Raw genomic sequence first — 13,920 nt, forward strand, 5'->3', positions numbered from 1 at the left:
GGAAACATGATCGACCCCACATCCGACATCGGCGAGGACGTCGACGAGAGCACCGCACCCACCTGTCACACCTGCGGGAAGAAGATCGTACAGGAGCCGAACCACCGCGTCGTCTCGTGGGTCGACGAGGGGGCCGTCGAACACCTCCACTTCTGCGACGACGAGTGCCGCGAGGCCTGGAGCGGCCGGCGACCGAGTCGCTGATCGGCGGCCGTCCGGTCGGTGTGGGGCCGGTTCACAGGGGGCAAGGAGGAAGCCCACGGCTTTAGCCGTGGGAGGAATCCAACAAGGCTTGCATCAACCCACGAGCGATAGCAGCCCGACTTCCCCACGCCAGCCATAGAATTCATAAAAAATAAGCCCGAGATGTGAAATAGGGATGGGGGCATGATTCGCACCGTCAAAGTCAAACTCGACGTTCTAGACGAGCGGTGCGACGACCTCCATCAAACCAAAACCCAGTTCCTCCACTGTGCGAACACGACCGCAGAGTGGGCGTGGAGATATCCAAACGACGACAGCGTAACCTCGAAACAGAAAGCCGAGAACGCCCTCTACGACCAACTCCGAGACGAAACGGAGTTGACTGCAAACCTCGTCCAGAAGGGGATTCGACGTGCTATCGAGGCCACGAAAAGCGGTGTCGCTCGACTCAAGAAGGACGAGAAGACGAGTCAACCACACTTCGATGCGTGGAGCGTCGTCTACGACAAGCGGTCAGCGACGTTCCACCGCGACCACGTTTCGCTGTCTACGGTGACTGGTCGCGTCGAGTGTGACTACGTGCTTCCCGCCGAACCAGAGGAGACACCGATTGGCAAGTATGTGCTGAACGAGGACTACGAGTTCCGTATGTCCACGTTGCAGTACGACCCCTCAACGGAGTCGTTCTACCTCCACGCACGAATGCGCCGAACTGGAAGCAACGACCAAGAGCAGTCCGCTACTGCGTCATCCAACGCCAAGCACCAAACAGTCCTTGGCGTTGACCTGAACGTGGACGGCTCGCTCGCCGTGACTTCCACAGGTGCGTTCATCGGGAACGCCGACTAGATGAATCATCGGCGCCGAGAGTTCGAGAAGACGCGCAGCTCGATGCAACAGGCGGGAACGCGGTCGGCCCACTTATCGATTCAGTCGATGGACGACCGCGAACACCGCTGGATGCAGGACGAACTCCACCGCGCATCGAACCGGATTCTCGACGAAGCCCGCGACCATGGGTGTACACACGTCGCGTTCGAGAACCTGACCGATATTCGCGACCGGATGGCTGGTGCGAAGCGATTCCACGCATGGGCATTCCGACGCCTCTACCAGTACGTCGAGTACAAAGCCGAGATGGACAGCATCGAGGTGGAGCAGGTGAGTCCCGCATACACGAGCCAGCGGTGTTCGTCGTGCGGATTTACGCACGAGAGCAATCGGCGGTCGAAATCCCAGTTCGTCTGTCAGAAGTGTGAGTACGAACTGAACGCGGATTATAACGCGAGCAAGAATATTGCGCGCAAACTTCTCAAACGTCTCCACCCGGGGCAGAAGTCTTCGAGTGGAGGCGCACCCTGTCAGTGTGCGCTACCGTCAGGGACGCTGAACCTGAACGGCGATTTCCACGCCTCCGACCTTGCGTCGGCAGAAGGGGAGTCCACTGACAAGCCCACGACTTCAGTCGTGGGTAACTGACCCGCCGCTCTCCTCGAACCGATCCAGCCCCAGCGACAGCATATCCGGGCTCACCGGCCCGAACTCCTCGCGCTCCCACTCGGGGAAGTACTCCCGGACGCCGTTCCAGCGGTCCCGGGCGTAGCGCGCGTCGATCAGTACCCTGACGCCCCGCTCCTCGGGGCCGCGGATGACCCGACCGATGGCCTGTCTGGCCTTCCGGACCGCGGGCACCGTCAGCGCCGTCTCGAAGCCGCTCCGGCCGCCGTTCCCGTCCGTGCCGAACGCCCGGTCGTAGGCCGTCACGACCGCTCGCGTCCGCGGGCGCGTCGTGTCGACCAGCGGGACGCCACACACCACCGCCGCGTGCAGGCGGTCGCCGCGGTAGTCCACCCCCTCGGTCAGCGTCCCCCGGAGGCTGGTCACGAGCGTCTTCGACCCGCCGGCGAAGAAGTCGGATTTCAGCCGCTCGGTCGCGCCGTCGTCGCTCGACTCGTCCAGCAGGACCGGGGAGTCGAGGCGCTCGTCGAGGCGGCCGGCCATCCACTCCGCCTCGGCGTAGTTCGGCATCCCGACGAGGACGTTCCCGTCCCGGCGGGCCACCTCGGCGACGGCGTCGACGTACACCCGCCGGGCGTCGGTGTCCGCCCCCACCGCGCCCCGGTTCTCGTGGGTGTAGGCCGGCGCGTCCACTGCGAAACTCGCGCGGTTCGACTCCGGGAAGGTGAGGCCGTAGGTCCGCTCGACGACCGGCCGGCCGTCCTCGGCGAGGGCGTCGAGGCCCGTCACCGTCCGGAACACGTCGAGCGGTTCGAGCGTCGCCGACATCAACACGCCGCCGCCGAAGTCGTCGAGGCGGTCGGCGATGGCCTCGCCGGGGACGCAGTTGTGCAGGGAGAGACGCGCGTTGTAGGCCCGCCGCCACGAGTCCCCCGGTTCCGACTCGTTCCACGTCCGCGAGAGGTCGACCGAGCGGAAGTAGCGGGTGTGGTCCGCGCGGTACCACGCCCCGAGGACGCGGCCGACCGTCGGCGCCGCGCGCTCCCGGTCGGCCTCGTCCAGTTCGTTCAGGGCGCGCGCGGCGACGGCGCCGACCGTCTCGGCGCGGGCCCACACGTCGTCGCCGTACTCCCCGTCGGCCCACTCCGTGATGGCGTCGACCCCCGGCTCCTCCGGGTCCCGAAGCGGGATCTCGTCGTCCGGTAGGTCGTCCATCGACGCCCGCCAGCCCGGTCGCTCGCGGTCGAGGTGGGCTCGAACCTGTCGGTCGAGTTCTCCGCGCAGGTCCCGGACGAACGACCGCGTCGCCTTCAGTTCCGCGAGGCTCACGTCCGCCTCCTCCAGTTCGCCGCGAACCAGGTCGGCGTCCCGGGCGTCGCCGGCCGACCCCGTCCGGGCCGCTGCACCCGCTCCCCCCTCGTCGAGTTCCACCGCCTGGATCACCCGCGTCAGTTCCGACTCCGCGTCGCGGAGGGTGGCGTCGCCCACCCCGTCGCTCACCAGGTCGCGCACACGCGGTTCGAGCATGTGCGCCTCGTCGCAGACGACGAAGGTCGACTCGTCGAGGAGCGCGCCGGTGAAGGAGCCGACCGTCTGCGGGTCGAAGGCGTGGTAGTAGTTGCCGATGACCACCTCGACGTGGGGAATGAGCGCCCCGAGCATCGAGTGGGGGCAGGTGCCGTGACCCGCCGACAGGGCGACCAGGTCCTCCGTGTCGAGCAGCCCCCGGTCCGCGAAGTCGAAGGGGACGGCCTCGACGGGGTCGCCGTCCTCCGGCAGGTCCTCCAGATACCGCGCGTAGAAGGGGCAGTACTCCGTGTCCTCGTACTCGGCGGTGTCGGGCGGGTAGGGCGTCGGCTCGCCGGCGGTTTCGAGGAAGTCGACCGTCCTCCCGCTCCCGGTGTCGAGGTGGCCGGCCCCCGTTTGCCGGGCGTCGGAAGCCAGCGCCGCGGCCGTCGTCGGTCCCTCCTGTCCCGTCAGGTTGCGGGTCCGCTCGCGGAGCCCGTCACACCGCTCGTAGACCGTCGTCTCGTCCACGCCGGCGACGCGCTCCCGGCTGTACGGGCAGACGTCCGCCTTGCCCACCAGCGTCAGCGCCGAGACGGGCCGCCAGTCCGCCGGCAGGTTCTCGTTTATCGTCGTCACGTCCGCCTCGAACTGGCGGAGCTGCTGTTTGACGCTCGTGAGGACGGCCACCCGCTCGAACGACGAGTCGGGGTCGCGCACCCGGTCGATCCCGGCGGTCAGGGCGAGCATCGTCTTGCCCGTCCCGCAGGCACCTTCGATCACGGCGAACCCGCCCCGGTCGGCCGTCTCGATGGCCGTCTCGATGCCGTCGGCCTGCTCGGGGTACGGCTCCTCGTGGCCGAACACCGTCCGCCACGTGTCGCCCATGCTACTCACAGGCTGGCGACGTCCCCGGATAAAAAGCTCGGCTCCGCGTCGTCGGGATCGCTCGCGTCGTCGACCGCTACGGCCCCGTGCACAAGACTCATCCCTCCGCGGCCGCCGTTCACACGACACATGACCGGGACCGAGCGACCACCCGCGGGGGCCGCCGGACGATGACCGGTCCGGCCGACGTCGGTGGCGTGCTGGTGGCCGTCGAGTTCGTCGTCACCGCCGGACTCGTGCTGCTGTTGGTTCCCCTCGAGGCCGCCGCGCCGCTCGTTCCGCTGCTGCTCGTCTTCCTGCTCGCCCTGCACGCGTATCGCTCCTGACTGGGGCGGCCGGCCCTGTCCTCGTCGTCGCTCGCTCGCCCACCCGAAGAGGGCGGCACCGAGGAGGGCGAAGTTCCGGAGGAACGAGGTCGGTTCCTCGCCGCGGGAGTCGGCGTCGACGGCCCGGACGTCGTGGACGGGCGGCGTGACGCCGAGGAGGACGGCGGGGTCGCCCCTGCCCGGTCGGACGGCCCCCGCCTACGACGGCTCCGAGACGTACAGGCCGTACCGGTGGAGTTCGCCGTCGTACCACAGGAGCCGTCCGTTCACGGCGTCGTCGACGGCGCCCAGGCCGAGCGCGTCGAGCAGGGCGTCGAACGGCTCCGAGACCGGCTCCGTCTCGGCGTACGTGCCGCGGGCGACGGCCTGCTCGAGGCGTTCCCGGGACTCCCGGGAGAGCGCGTCCGGCGCGAGTTCGGCGTCGACGCGCGCGGCGAAGACGACGTCCCGGAACTCGGACCGGGAGTCGGCGACCGGGAGCGCGAGCGCCGTGTGGGCCGGTTCGACGATCCGCTCGCGGGCGACCTCGACCCGGTAGGCCCACGACCCGCTCTCGGTCATCGTGACGACCCGACCGTCCAGGTCGCCCGTCGCGAGTCGGCTCTCCCGTTCCGCCGGCCGGCGCAGGACGTAGGCGTCGCCCCGGAGCAGGTCGGCGGTCCCCGTCTCGCCGTCGGTCTGGGCGTGGGTGTGGAGCATCTTGAGGGCTCGCGCGCTCGGCCGCGGGAGCGTGTCGATCAGCACGGCGTCCTCGGGGACTCGATCCTCCGGCAGGGGGTCGACGCGGACGAGCAGTCGGGGGAGTCGCTTCCGCCCGGTGACGACCGACGCGATCCGGTAGTACGTGCCGTCGCGGTGGACGTAGGCGCCGTCGGGGAGCGGTTCGTAGCCGTAGGTCGTGTGTCGGCCGTCGGGGAGGATCCCGTCGAGTGCGGCCCGCGCGGGGTCGCCGAACAGCGCGCCGTCGTCTGGTTCGTAGATGGCGTGCGCGACCGGCGAGGCGCCGGCCGAGTCGACTGTGAGGACGTACTCGGCGGCCGGTTCGGAGCCGGTGAAGTCGGTCGCGGCACAGCCGGCGACGGCGGTTGCCGTCGTCGCGGCGGCCGTTCGGAGGAGGCGTCGGCGGGTGGGGACCATGGGTGGAACGGGCGTCGCCGACCATTTGTCCCTGTCGACTGCGGCGGTGACACCGCCATCCCGGTCGTCGCCTGGCTTACAGATTCGACGCGCCCACGCCGCCCTCGATGGGCAGGGCGACGCCGTTGATGTAGCCGGCGCGGGGCGAGGAGAGGAAGGCGACGGTGTCGCCGAGTTCGATGGGGTCGCCGATGCGCTCGAGGGGGTTGCCCTCGGCCCAGTCGGCCAGCCCCGCCTCGTAACTGTCGTACTCGCCGCGCTCCATGGCCTGTTCGATCAGGTCCTCGATCCGGCTGGTCTCGTGGGGGCCGGGGAGGACCGCGTTCGCGCGGACGTCCGGCGCGAGTTCCTGCGACAGGGTCTTCTCCAGGCCGACGACGGACATCCGCACCGAGTTCGAGAGCACCAGCGAGTCGATGGCCTCCTTCACCGACCGCGAGGTGATGCAGGTGATGGTCCCGTGGTCGGACTCCCGGAGGTGGGGCGCGGCCTCGCGAACCGTGCGGACGACGCTCATCACGAGGAGGTCGTAGGCGTCGTACCAGTCCTCGTCGGTCGTCTCGAGGAACGGGCCGGAGGGCGGGCCGCCAGCGGACGTGACCAGCGTGTCCAGGCCGCCGAACTCCTCGACGGTGCGCTCGACGAGACGCTCGATGTCGTCCTCCTCGGTCAGGTCGCCTTGGACGCCGACGACCTCGCCGGCGCCGACGTCGTCGAGTTCCGCGACGGCGTCGTCGAGGCGGTCGGCGTCGCGGCCGTTGACGACGACGTTCGCCCCCTCCCGGGCGAGCGCCGTCGCGGACGCCTTGCCGAGGCCGCTGCTCGATGCGGTGACCAGTGCGCTCGTGTCCTCGAGTTCGAGGTCCATACCCGTGCCCTCCGGTCGGGAACGTATAAATCCGTCCGGACGCGGTAAGCCGTGCGGCTACGACCAGAGGCCGTCGCCCGTGGCGTGGGCGGCGGCGACGTCCTCGTCGAGGGAGACGCCGAGGCCCGGCGCCTCGGGCACGGCGATGCGGCCGTCGCGGATGAGCGGGTCCGATCGAACCAGCAGGTCGTCCCACCAGTCGACCTCCAGCGCGTGATACTCGAGGTAGCCGAAGTTGGCGACCGAGGCGCCGAGGTGGACGCAGGCCATCGTCCCGACGGGGCTGCAGACGTTGTGCGGCGAGAAGGTGATGTAGTTCTCCTCGGCCCGGTTGGCGACTGCGCGGGACTCCGCGAGGCCGCCACACGTGGTGGGGTCGGGCGTCACCACGTCGACCGCGAAGTCGTAGAGCAGGTCCGAGAACTCGTGGACGCGAAAGCGGTTCTCGCCCGTCGCCAGCGGCGTCGACGTGGAGCGAGCGACCTCTCGCTGGGCGTCGGCGTTCTCGGGGGGCACGACGTCCTCCAGCCACAGCAGGTCGTACGGCTCCAGCGCGCGGGCGAGGCGCTTCGCGCTGTCGATGGCGTAGTCCCAGTGGCAGTCGAAGGCGACTTCGGCGTCGCCCCCCACAGCCTCGTGGACCGCCTCGACGATTTCGCGCTTGTCGGCCACGTCCGCCGCCGAGAGGCGACCGTTGAACGGGTCGGGGTCGTTGTCCGCGGGCGTGTCGAGGTCGAACTTGATCGCGTCGAAGCCCATCTCGACCGCCTCCCGCGCCGTCTCGGCGTACGCCTCGGGTCGGTAGGACTCCGTCTCGCCGTACTCGGTGTAGCCCGTGTCGACGGCGTAGGCCTCACCGGCGTGGCAGTCACAGTAGATCCGAACCTCGTCGCGGTACTTGCCGCCGAGCAACTGGTAGGTGGGCACGTCCAGCAGTTTGCCGGCGAGGTCCCACAGCGCGATTTCGACGCCCGAGGCCGCCGTCACGACCTTCCCCGTCGTGCCGCCGTGTCCCGACGTCTCCTGGATCATCCGCCGGAAGAGCCGTTCCACGTCGAGGGGGTTCTCCCCCACGAGGAAGTCGGCCATGTAGTCCACGATGTCGGTGATCGCCCCGCCGCGGTAGGACTCCCCGAGGCCGGTCACGCCGGCGTCGGTGTGGATCCGCACGAGGTTCCAGTCGAAGTTCCCCTCGATCACGGCCGTCTCGATTCCCGTGATCCGGACGTCCCGACCGTCGGCACGCCGCGTGCTCCCGTCGCCGTAGTCGCGCATGGTTACCGCGGCCTCCCGAGTCCGTCCCCGTCGACCGATGCGGGCGCTTCGAGGGTCGTCGCTGCCGAACCACGCTCGGCGTCTGTGGCTGCCATGGCCGGGGGTTCGGCGTGTGGTACTAAATGTCTACGTGAACGGGGCCGCCTCACGGCCACCGACAGGGTTTACACGCCGTTCCCGTTACCCTCTCCCATGCGATTTCCCGACGGCGACGTCGTCGACGAGGCGCTCTCCGCGCCGACGCTCCCGCGGTTCGCGGCGGTGCGCTACGCGCCCGAGACGCCGGCACTGGACGACGTGACGGGGCGGACCCGCGAGGAACTCGACGCGCTTTCGCTCTCGGCCCTGCCGGACGGCGCCACGGTCGCGGTGGGACTCGGCAGCCGCGGCATCCACGACGTCGTGCCCGTCGCGCGGACGGTCGTCGACGAACTCCGCGCCCGGGGGTTCGAGCCCGTGGTGGTGCCCGCGATGGGGAGTCACGGCGGGGCGACCGCCGAGGGGCAACGCGAGACGCTCGCCGCCCTCGGCCTCACCGAGGACGCCCTCGACTGCCGGATCGACGCCCGGATGGACACCGAGGTGCTCGGCGAGTCCGAGGTGGGCGCGCCGGTCCCCTTCTCGACGGCCGCGCTGGAGGCCGACGGCGTCCTCGTCGTCAACCGCGTGAAGGCACACACGAACTTCACGGGGCGCTTCGAGAGCGGCCCGACCAAGATGACGGCCATCGGCCTCGGGAAACGGGAGGGGGCGAAGGTGGCCCACGAACACGCGCTCGGGACGGGCTACGTGCCGGTCATCGAGGCGGCGTTCGAGGTGATCCGCGAGGCGGTGCCGCTGCTCGGCGGCCTCGCCATCGTCGAGAACTTCCACGACCGCACCGCGGCCATCGAGGGCCTCCCCGCCGACGCCCTGCCCGACGCCGAGGAGCCCCTGAAGGAGCAGGCCGACGAGTACATGCCCACGCTGCCGTACGACGACCTCGACGTCCTCGTCGTCGACCGCATCGGCAAGGACGTCTCCGGCGCGGGCATGGACACCAACGTGATCGGGCGGTACCGGGTGTTGAACGCCGACGACCCCGACTCGCCCGACGTCGACCGCATCGTCGTCCGGGGGCTGACCGAGGCCACCCACGGCAACGGCAGCGGCATCGGGCTGGCCGACGTGACGACCCGGCGGGTCGTCGACCAGCTCGACCTGGATCAGGTGTACACCAACTCGCTCACCAGCAACTCGCTGCGCAAGGCCGCGATTCCGGTCGTGCTCCCTGACGACGAACGCGCCGTCGCCGCTGCGCTCTCGACCGTCGGGGTCTCCGACCCCGAGACGGTTCGGATCGCCTGGATCCGCGACACCGGCCACCTCTCCGAGTTCCGCGTCTCCGAGGCGCTCGCCCGCGAGGCGCCCGCGGGCGTGACCGTCGAGGAGTGGCTGTCGCTGTCCTTCGAGGACGGCGAGCCGGTCTTCGAACCGGTCGACTAGCGGACGACGTCGGCCCCGACGGCCCCGAACGCGTCGACCTCGGCCCGGACGTGATCGCCGTGGGCGACGGGTTCGGCGCCGGGCGTCCCCGTCGAGATGACGTCGCCGGGTTCCAGCGTCATCACCTCGGAGTGGAACGCGACCAGTTCGCGGGGCGAGAAGTGCATGTTGCCGACGACGTTCCGCGCCGTCACCTCGCCGTCGACGACGGTTCGCACCTCGACGTCCGCGAGGTCACGTCCGGATTCCGGCACCGCGACGTGCGGCCCGAGGACGAGGAAGGAGTCGAAGCTCTTGGCCCGGGTGAGGAATCGCGGATTGCGCTGGAGGACGTCCTCGGCGGTCACGTCGATGACGGGCACGAACCCCGCGATGACGTCGTCGGCCTCGTCGACGCCGACGTCGCGGCAGGTCCGTCCGATCACGACGGCGAGTTCCGCCTCGGCCGTGACCCGCTCAGAGACGTCGGTCGGCGGCAGCCGGATCGGCCCGCCCGGCCCCGTGGCGGCGGTGGCCGGCTTGAAGAAACTGGCCGGTTCGTCCGGCGCCTCCTCGGAGAGGTCGGCGGCGTGTGCCGCGTAGTTGAGGCCGATGCCGAAGAGCTTCCCCGGGTCGGACAGGGCCGCCCCGAACGTCAGGTGGTCGCGGGGCACCCGACCGGCCGGGGTCCCGTCCGGGTCGACGAGGCCGTCGGGGGCCTCCGGGAGGACGTCGGCGACGGACGTCGCCCCGGGATAGGCCGCCGACAGCGGGACGAACCCCTCGTCGTCGCCGAGGTGTGGGTCGCCGCTCGCGGTGCGGGCGAGATACCGCATCACGCGGCCCTCCGGTCGGCCGCAGTCGTCGACGCGTCGGTGCGTTCTCGGGTGGTGAGAGCCATACCCGAACCCCCTCGGTCGGCGCTAATCAACCTTGGCACACGGCGGGGACTACAGGCGCTCGGCGTTGACCGCGGACTCCGGTATCCCGCCATCGCGGACCGTCCGCACGTTGGCGGCGGCCCGGCGACTCATCCGCTCCATGGCCCCGCGGGTGAGCCCCCCGAGGTGCGGCGTGAGGACGACGTCCTCGCGGTCCAGCAGCGGGTGGTCGTCGGCCGGCGGTTCCGTCGCGAACACGTCGATGCCGGCGCCCGCGACGACCCCCGATTCGAGCGCGTCGACCAGCGCCGCCTCGTCGACGACGCCGCCGCGCGAGGTGTTGACGAGGACCCCGTCGCTCCCCAGCGCGTCGAGTTCCGCCGTCGAGACGGCGCCCCGCGTCTCGGGGGTCAGCGGCGTGTGTACCGACACCGCGTCCGCGCGCTCGAACAGGTCAGCTTTCGCCGCCACCATCTCGACGCCCTCGGGCACCGACTCGGCGGGGACGAAGGGGTCGTAGGTGACCACGTCGGCGTCGAACCCGCGGGCGAGTCCGGCGGTTTCGCGGGCGACGTCGCCGAAGCCGAGGAGGCCGAGCGTGTCGCCGCCCAGTTCGCGGCCCTCGAACCGGTGGCGCTCCCAGTCGCCGCCTCTCACCGCCCGGTCGGCCGGGAGGACGTTCCGCCGGACGGCGAGCAGCAGCGTCATCGCGTGTTCGGCGACCGCCCGCGAGTTCGCGCCCGGCGTGTTCGCGACGACCACGCCGTTGCGCGTCGCGGCCTCGACGTCGACGTTGTCCAGGCCGGCGCCGTGTTTCGCGACCACCTGCAGGTTCGTCGCGGCGTCGAGCAGGTCCGCCGGGAGGTCGGACACCCGGACGATGATCGCCTCGAAGCGGTCGATATCGGCCCGGAGCGCCGCTCGATCCGGGTAGTCGTCCATCGCGGTGAACGTCGCGACGTCGGCGATGGCGTCGGGACCGCTCGGGTCGATGGTGGCGGGGAGCAGTACCTCCCACTCGTCGTCGGTCATACTCCCTACGCGGACGGGGGACTGAAAAGCGTACGTGTGCCCGACGGCGGGCGGTCAGTCCGCCACCACGCCGGGGTCCGTCCGGTCGTCGGCCGCCCCGGTCAGCGCGTGGAGGTAGTCGTCGAGGTCGAGGGCGAAGGCGGCGTCCGTCGGGAGGTCGACCCAGAAGAACTCGAACGCCGTCCCGCGCTCCGGACCCGCTCCCGTGACCGTGTGGGTCCACGAGTCGCGTGGCTCGTGGACGGGGACGTGATAGAAGTTTCGCACGTACCGCTTCGGCGGCGACCGCCGACGGGTCCAGACGTCGGTCGTGAGGTGGTGAAGCCCTCCGAACGTCGCCAGCCCGCTCTCCTCGATCGCCTCCCGGACCATCGCCTCGCGGGGCCGCTCGCCGGGTTCGACGGTCCCCTTGGGAACCTGCAGGCCGTCGTGACCCGGCCCCTCGAAGACGAGGACCTCCGACTCGTCGCGGGTGATGTAGGCACAGACCTTCTCGACGTACGTTACGTCCCGTGATGACATATCACACGTGTATCTGCCGTTACGGTTAACAGTTCTCATACAGTCGCCTTTAGGTGTATTAGGACGGCATCCGTCCACACCTGTCGGAACGGGTGGCCGTTCGCGTGAGGGCGGGCACCCGCTCGGACCGGGAGCGAAGGGTAAAGGGTCGGCCGACCCTACCGGCGGGCGATGAGCGAGAGCGCCGGGATCGAACTCACGGTACACAGTGCCGAGAAGCGCGACGCGGGCCGCGGCATCGCGCGCCTGCCGGAGGCCGCCCGGCGACGCCTCGGCGTCCTGAGCGGCGACGCCGTCCTGCTGGAGGGCGAGCGGACCACGGTCGCGAAACTCTGGCCGGCGCGGGCCGGCGTCCCCGACGACGCCGTCCTCGTCGACGCGGGCACGCGGGCCAACGCCGGCGTCGCCGTCGGCGACACCGTCCGCGTGCGGACGGCGGACGTCGCCGACGCCGAGACGGTCACCCTCTCGTCGCCCGCGGGCGTCGAGGTCCGCGACGCGACGCGGCGCGAACTCCGGCGGGCGCTCGACGGCCGGCCGCTCCGCGTCGGGGACCGGGTGCGCGTCGAGAGCCTCGACGCCGACGCGTTCGTGGTGCGGGAGACCCGCCCCGACGGCGCCGTCCGGGTGGTCGAGGGGACGGACCTGCGCTTGCGCGGCGACTCGACTGGCGACAGCGGAGCGTCGGGGACCGAGGGGTCGGCGGCGGGGGACGACGCCCCCGGCGGCGCGGTGGCGCGCCCCACCACCGGCGTCTCCTACGAGGACATCGGCGGCCTCGACGACGAACTCGACCTGGTGCGGGAGATGATCGAACTCCCGCTCTCGGAGCCGGAACTGTTCACTCGGCTGGGCGTCGACCCGCCGAAGGGCGTCCTGCTCTACGGCCCGCCCGGAACCGGGAAGACGCTGATCGCCAGGGCCGTCGCCAACGAGGTGGACGCCACCTTCATCTCCGTCTCCGGCCCGGAGATCGTCTCGAAGTACAAGGGCGACAGCGAGGAGCGACTGCGACGGGTGTTCGAGCGCGCCCGCGAGGACGCCCCGGCCATCGTCTTCTTCGACGAGATCGACTCGGTCGCGCCGAAACGCGAGGACGGCGGCGGGATGGAAGACCGGATCGTCGGCCAACTCCTCTCCTTGATGGACGGGCTGGAGGCGCGGGGCGAGGTGATCGTCATCGGCGCGACCAACCGCGTCGACGACCTCGATCCGGCGCTCCGACGCGGGGGCCGGTTCGACCGCGAGATCGAGATCGGCGTCCCCGGCGAGGCCGGCCGTCGGGAGATCCTCGACGTCCACACCCGCCGGATGCCCATGACCGACGGCGTGGATCTGGACCGCCTCGCCGCCCGGACCCACGGGTTCGTCGGCGCCGACCTCGAATCGCTGGTGACGGAGGCCGCCATGTCGGCGCTCCGGCGCGCCCGCCGCGAGGGGACCGCCACCGCCGACATCGCGGTCACCCGGGACGACTTCGAGGCGGCGATGGCCGCCGTCGATCCCAGCGCCATGCGCGAGTACGTCTCCGAGGCGCCGACCGAGGGGTTCGAGTCGGTCGGTGGCCTCGACGAGGCCAAGGCGACCCTGGAGCGGGCGGTCACCTGGCCGCTCACCTACGGCCCGCTGTTCGAGGCGGCGGACGCCGACCCGCCCTCGGGCGTCCTGCTCTACGGACCGCCCGGGACCGGAAAGACGCTGCTGGCCCGCGCCGTCGCCGCCGAGAGCGGCGTCAACTTCGTCCGCGTGCAGGGGCCGGAGCTGCTGGATCGCTACGTCGGCGAGAGCGAGAAAGCGGTCCGCGAGGTGTTCGACCGCGCCCGGCAGACGGCGCCAGCCATCGTCTTCTTCGACGAAATCGACGCCGTGGCGACCGACCGAAACAGGGGGGAGAGCGACGTGACCGAGCGCGTCGTCTCCCAGCTTCTGACGGAGTTCGACGCCGTCGCCGACAACCCCAACCTGATCGTCCTCGCGGCCACGAACCGGAAGGACGCCCTCGATCCGGCGCTCCTGCGCGCGGGTCGGTTGGAGTCACACGTCGAGGTGCCGGGCCCGGACGAGACCGCCAGGCGGGCCATCCTCGACGTGCACACGCGCCGAAAGCCGCTGGCCGAGGACGTGGACCTCGACGCCGTCGCCGCGCGGACGGCCGGCTACTCGGGGGCCGACCTCGCCGCCGTCTGCCGGGAGGCGGCCATGCTCGCCGTGCGCGCGGTGGCCGACGCCTACCCCGGCGCCGACGCCAACGACCACGCCGACGAGGTGTCGCTGACGGCCGCCGACTTCGACGCGGCGCTGGAGGCCGTGGCCCCGTCGCTCCCGGAGCGGGATTCAAGTCGCGTCTCGTCGTAGCCCC

The 13,920-nt window shown here is 70.8% G+C and carries 11 protein-coding genes and 1 pseudogene; 5 read left to right on the forward strand and 7 right to left on the reverse strand.

Translation table 11 applies throughout. The annotated features are described in order from the left end of the window. Nucleotides 1-6: 6 nt before the first annotated feature. Together NBT67_RS00525 and NBT67_RS00530 are read left to right on the forward strand one after the other, a co-directional pair. Nucleotides 7-204, forward strand: a complete 198-nt coding sequence (locus NBT67_RS00525) for a DUF7576 family protein (RefSeq protein WP_251342871.1) — start codon at nt 7-9, stop codon at nt 202-204. A gap of 183 nt (nt 205-387) precedes the next feature. After that, nucleotides 388-1,683: pseudogene (locus tag NBT67_RS00530) on the forward strand (RNA-guided endonuclease InsQ/TnpB family protein). On the opposite strand, the gene NBT67_RS00535 reads toward NBT67_RS00530, so the two are convergent. Beyond that, on the reverse strand, nt 1,666-4,056 hold the full coding sequence (locus tag NBT67_RS00535) for an ATP-dependent DNA helicase (RefSeq protein ID WP_251342872.1): 2,391 nt from the start codon (nt 4,054-4,056) through the stop codon (nt 1,666-1,668). The pseudogene NBT67_RS00530 and the gene NBT67_RS00535 overlap by 18 nt on opposite strands. Before the next feature lie 170 nt (nt 4,057-4,226). Here NBT67_RS00535 and NBT67_RS00540 point away from each other — a divergent pair, with 170 nt between their 5' ends. After that, nucleotides 4,227-4,382, forward strand: a complete 156-nt coding sequence (locus NBT67_RS00540) for a hypothetical protein (RefSeq protein ID WP_251342873.1) — start codon at nt 4,227-4,229, stop codon at nt 4,380-4,382. 198 nt (nt 4,383-4,580) lie between these two features. Here the strand turns inward: NBT67_RS00540 and NBT67_RS00545 are convergent, their stop codons facing one another. The 3 genes from NBT67_RS00545 to NBT67_RS00555 all read right to left on the reverse strand — a co-directional run bounded on the left by NBT67_RS00545 (nt 4,581) and on the right by NBT67_RS00555 (nt 7,662). Further along, entirely contained in the window at nt 4,581-5,519 is a 939-nt protein-coding gene (locus tag NBT67_RS00545; RefSeq protein ID WP_251342874.1) for a hypothetical protein, read from the reverse strand. 76 nt (nt 5,520-5,595) lie between these two features. Beyond that, nucleotides 5,596-6,387, reverse strand: a complete 792-nt coding sequence (locus NBT67_RS00550) for an SDR family oxidoreductase (protein WP_251342875.1) — start codon at nt 6,385-6,387, stop codon at nt 5,596-5,598. A 57-nt stretch (nt 6,388-6,444) separates the two neighbouring features. Then, complete coding sequence (locus tag NBT67_RS00555; protein WP_251342876.1) at nt 6,445-7,662, reverse strand: mandelate racemase/muconate lactonizing enzyme family protein; 1,218 nt, start codon at nt 7,660-7,662, stop codon at nt 6,445-6,447. 192 nt (nt 7,663-7,854) lie between these two features. Between NBT67_RS00555 and NBT67_RS00560 the strand changes: the two genes are divergently transcribed. After that, a complete protein-coding gene (locus NBT67_RS00560; protein WP_251342877.1) occupies nt 7,855-9,147 on the forward strand; it encodes a nickel pincer cofactor-dependent isomerase, group 22 in 1,293 nt (430 codons plus the stop codon). On the opposite strand, the gene NBT67_RS00565 is transcribed toward NBT67_RS00560, so the two are convergent. From NBT67_RS00565 to NBT67_RS00575, 3 genes are all read right to left on the reverse strand, one after another. After that, on the reverse strand, nt 9,144-9,962 hold the full coding sequence (locus tag NBT67_RS00565) for a fumarylacetoacetate hydrolase family protein (RefSeq protein WP_251342878.1): 819 nt from the start codon (nt 9,960-9,962) through the stop codon (nt 9,144-9,146). The genes NBT67_RS00560 and NBT67_RS00565 overlap by 4 nt on opposite strands. Nucleotides 9,963-10,076: 114 nt before the next feature. Continuing rightward, a complete protein-coding gene (locus NBT67_RS00570; RefSeq protein WP_251342879.1) occupies nt 10,077-11,039 on the reverse strand; it encodes a hydroxyacid dehydrogenase in 963 nt (320 codons plus the stop codon). Nucleotides 11,040-11,093: 54 nt separating this feature from the next. Beyond that, nucleotides 11,094-11,561: an NUDIX hydrolase gene (locus tag NBT67_RS00575; protein WP_251342880.1), complete on the reverse strand. Its 468-nt coding sequence runs from the start codon at nt 11,559-11,561 to the stop codon at nt 11,094-11,096. A gap of 171 nt (nt 11,562-11,732) precedes the next feature. On the opposite strand from NBT67_RS00575, the gene NBT67_RS00580 reads away from it, so the two are divergent. After that, nucleotides 11,733-13,916: an AAA family ATPase gene (locus tag NBT67_RS00580; RefSeq protein ID WP_251342881.1), complete on the forward strand. Its 2,184-nt coding sequence runs from the start codon at nt 11,733-11,735 to the stop codon at nt 13,914-13,916. Nucleotides 13,917-13,920 lie beyond the last annotated feature (4 nt).

This window comes from Haloplanus sp. GDY1 (assembly GCF_023703775.1).
In the GTDB taxonomy this organism is placed as follows: Archaea; Halobacteriota; Halobacteria; order Halobacteriales; family Haloferacaceae; genus Haloplanus; species Haloplanus halophilus.

Excerpts from the sequence above, each read along its gene's own strand:
- NBT67_RS00560 (WP_251342877.1), top strand. The coding sequence starts at position 7,855 with ATGCGATTTCCCGACGGCGACGTCGTCGACGAGGCGCTCTCCGCGCCG.
- NBT67_RS00565 (WP_251342878.1), bottom strand. The coding sequence starts at position 9,962 with ATGCGGTATCTCGCCCGCACCGCGAGCGGCGACCCACACCTCGGCGAC.
- NBT67_RS00535 (WP_251342872.1), bottom strand. The coding sequence starts at position 4,056 with ATGGGCGACACGTGGCGGACGGTGTTCGGCCACGAGGAGCCGTACCCC.
- NBT67_RS00545 (WP_251342874.1), bottom strand. The coding sequence starts at position 5,519 with ATGGTCCCCACCCGCCGACGCCTCCTCCGAACGGCCGCCGCGACGACG.
- NBT67_RS00575 (WP_251342880.1), bottom strand. The coding sequence starts at position 11,561 with ATGTCATCACGGGACGTAACGTACGTCGAGAAGGTCTGTGCCTACATC.
- NBT67_RS00570 (WP_251342879.1), bottom strand. The coding sequence starts at position 11,039 with ATGACCGACGACGAGTGGGAGGTACTGCTCCCCGCCACCATCGACCCG.
- NBT67_RS00555 (WP_251342876.1), bottom strand. The coding sequence starts at position 7,662 with ATGCGCGACTACGGCGACGGGAGCACGCGGCGTGCCGACGGTCGGGAC.
- NBT67_RS00525 (WP_251342871.1), top strand. The coding sequence starts at position 7 with ATGATCGACCCCACATCCGACATCGGCGAGGACGTCGACGAGAGCACC.
- NBT67_RS00580 (WP_251342881.1), top strand. The coding sequence starts at position 11,733 with ATGAGCGAGAGCGCCGGGATCGAACTCACGGTACACAGTGCCGAGAAG.
- NBT67_RS00540 (WP_251342873.1), top strand. The coding sequence starts at position 4,227 with ATGACCGGTCCGGCCGACGTCGGTGGCGTGCTGGTGGCCGTCGAGTTC.
- NBT67_RS00550 (WP_251342875.1), bottom strand. The coding sequence starts at position 6,387 with ATGGACCTCGAACTCGAGGACACGAGCGCACTGGTCACCGCATCGAGC.